Origin of the sequence: Alteromonas sp. 14N.309.X.WAT.G.H12, assembly GCF_036697315.1 — a bacterium.
In the GTDB taxonomy this organism is placed as follows: domain Bacteria; phylum Pseudomonadota; class Gammaproteobacteria; order Enterobacterales; family Alteromonadaceae; genus Alteromonas.
In genome coordinates this window covers 1-2669 of record NZ_JBAHZB010000198.1, presented here as the reverse complement: position 1 = coordinate 2669, position 2669 = coordinate 1, and the positions used below count along the sequence as shown (strand labels likewise).

Sequence of the window (2669 nt, the reverse complement as noted above, 5' to 3'; positions counted from 1 at the left end):
GTAAGCGATCATTTTAAACCGTTCTTTACAACCGTTTGATTTAGATCTAATGGTGCAGCACTAATATGCCTGACGATACCAGCTGGCACTTTATGCTGCGTTTTCCCATTATCATTAGCAATCAACACCGTTTTACGGTTTTTCTTCAGTAATGTGCCCGTAACGGTTATGCCATCGTGAGTGAATTGCACTTTCATGCCTGGGCGTAAAACGGCAAGCGCGGCTTCGTCTTGTTGTTTTTGTAATTCATCGATGCGCGCACATACATATTGGTTAAGTGTATACAATTGGTCAATGGTTAAATGGCTGATGTCGATGGTTGTTTTGTTCTCGTTGTTTGTCATGGCGTGACGTCTCTTTCTACATCTGAGCGCAAGCGTTTATCTGCGAACAGGACTTTCCAGCGTCTAGGCGTTAAATCGATAACGTCTCTTGCTGGATGTTGCGAGACCCGTTGAAGCACATCCACCAAGTAATGATAGGGATTGATATTGTGTAGTTTGCAGGTCACGGTGAGGGAGTGCAAGACACCAAGCTGCTGTGCGCCCAATTCACTCCAGCAAAAAAGATGATTTTTCCTACCCATGGGGACGACTCGCAAGGCTCTTTCCAAGTGGTTAGTGTCAATGCTCACTTGCGCATGCGTCAGATAAGTTTTTAACTCATGATGGCGCTCGTAAGCATAAACAAACGCTTTAGTTAAGGGGTCTTTAGGTAATAACTCTGGCCGCTGACGCTGCTCGTAAATCCAACTAAACAAGGCAGTGATAATCGGCTCGCTGTGCTTGAGGCGATAATTGACAGTATCTTCGGCATTTAGCGCGTGTTTACGTATGTGCGCTTCGACTTTGTACAGTTTTTGTATTTCTGTTAACGCGTATTGTGCTTCTTTAGAATGATAATCCAGTGCCTTTTCGAAGTAACGACGAGTATGCGCCCAACAGGCGGCATGGGTAATATGCTGGCCTTGGCTGTTTAATACGTCGATGACTTGGCTATACACCGCATAACCATCGCTTAGTAAGGTGCCATTAAAACCGGATAGTTGCTCTAGTGCATGTTGTTTGCCGCGTGAAGATGACCAAGTAAAGGCCACTTCATCTTGCTCACCATAAATGGGCCAGAAGTAGGTTTGCTTCATGGCTTTATGTGTATTGCGTGAGCTTGAACGGCGAGTCGAGGTTTGCCGACCCGCCTTCATCGGCGTTTCGTCCATACTGATATGGCTACCGCTGATAATATTGTGAAGCATGGCTTTGGCGATGGGCGTGAGTAACTCAATCCCTTGGCTAACATAATTGATTAAGGTAGCGCGTGATAAGGTCACGCCCGATTGCAACATGCGCAAGTGCTGGCGGTGTAGCGGTAAATGATAGACCGCTTTATCCACCATCAGACCCGCGATAACCGATACATCGGCATAAGTGCCTTCTAACACATTAACTGGGGCAACGGGCGATAAGATATTATTGTTGTCTTTTTGCTTAAGCACCTGTTGACGGTAAATTAAGACTTGATAGCTGCCGGGTAGTTGCGCCAAACGATGCGTTTCTTTAGTACCAATCACCTTATAGTGTAATGCATCTTCCCCTTCAAGCTCAGGGCATGGCACGTCAATCACTTTTGTCGGCACCTCATCGGTAAACCGAAGGCCTGTGTCATTGACGTTATTCTCATTTTTTTGCTTAGTTGAACGCGTATAGCCTTTGACCAATTTTTTAGGAGTGTGTGCGACATTTTCATCTTGAGCCGAACCAAACAAATGCGCTTGGTCAGGATTATCCACAATAAGCTTTTCAGATTTACGCCCAAACAATTGGCGCTTGAACCAGTCAACCTGTTGCTGTAAAGATTGTACTTGTGTTTGTGAATCATTGAGTTGCGCACACACTTTTTCATATTCTTCGTACTGAATATGGGCAGGATTTGATGTGACTTCTAAGGCGCTTTTCATGGGGCGAAGTATAGCAAATTCAGCTACTTAAGTCGCTTGTTTTGTTTACCTTTTTGCCAATAAATACCATCAATTAAACACTGCAACTGCGCGGTGTTTAGCGCGATTTTCTCTCCACTGCCCACGACCTTACCGAAGGTGCCACGCTCCAACCTTTTTGACCATAAACAGTATCCCCCTTGATGATAATACAGCACTTTTATCATTGTGCGCTTGCGGTTTACAAACACAAACCAATCGCCTTGTTGCGCTTGCATCTGCAACTGATTATTAACCAACACGGCTAGGCCATCGAATTGCTTTCGCATGTCAGCAATACCCAGATATAACCATATTTTTGCACTGCTGGCCGTGAGCATCAGCCATCGGTACTCATATTGAGCACCACGCCGTTGGGCAGGGTTAATTCGATTTGCCATTGGCGATTATCAGCGCGATGTGAAGCCACGGTATCAATTGGTAACCACTGTTCAGTTGTTTGCGGCAACAGCAGGTCTTTGCGTTTTTTGCGTTGCAAATAGAACGTGGACTGATTAATGTGGTGCGTGTGGCAAAATTGCGCGATAGTCATATCGCTGGCTTCTTGGGCGTCGATGAGTTGCTGCCATTTTTGAGGGCTACGTCTGATCATTGATACTTTCTCCTGTTTTTATCAATGATTTAATTTTAAAGGCTTGGTTTAAGAATTGAAGAACGGTCTAAAATGATCGCTTAC

4 protein-coding genes are annotated in these 2669 nt (G+C 45.0%); all 4 read right to left on the bottom strand.

Annotation, left to right across the window (positions count from 1 at the left end):
• Positions 1-8 precede the first annotated feature (8 nt).
• Genes V5298_RS20360 through tnpA form a run of 4 tightly spaced genes read right to left on the bottom strand, consistent with a single transcriptional unit; the run spans position 9 to position 2585 of the window.
• Positions 9-344, bottom strand: coding sequence for a hypothetical protein (locus V5298_RS20360; protein ID WP_332933244.1), 336 nt, complete (start codon positions 342-344; stop codon positions 9-11).
• Positions 341-1954, bottom strand: a complete 1614-nt coding sequence (tnpC, locus tag V5298_RS20355) for an IS66 family transposase (RefSeq protein ID WP_332933243.1) — start codon at positions 1952-1954, stop codon at positions 341-343. Before tnpC ends, V5298_RS20360 begins: the two co-directional genes overlap by 4 nt.
• 23 nt (positions 1955-1977) lie before the next feature.
• The gene (gene tnpB, locus V5298_RS20350; RefSeq protein WP_332933242.1) at positions 1978-2373 is read right to left on the bottom strand and encodes an IS66 family insertion sequence element accessory protein TnpB; all 396 of its coding nucleotides are present in this window, start codon (positions 2371-2373) and stop codon (positions 1978-1980) included.
• The gene (gene tnpA / locus V5298_RS20345) at positions 2313-2585 is read right to left on the bottom strand and encodes an IS66 family insertion sequence element accessory protein TnpA (protein WP_332933241.1); all 273 of its coding nucleotides are present in this window, start codon (positions 2583-2585) and stop codon (positions 2313-2315) included. The genes tnpB and tnpA overlap by 61 nt, the downstream gene beginning before the upstream one ends.
• Between the last annotated feature and the right edge of the window lie 84 nt (positions 2586-2669).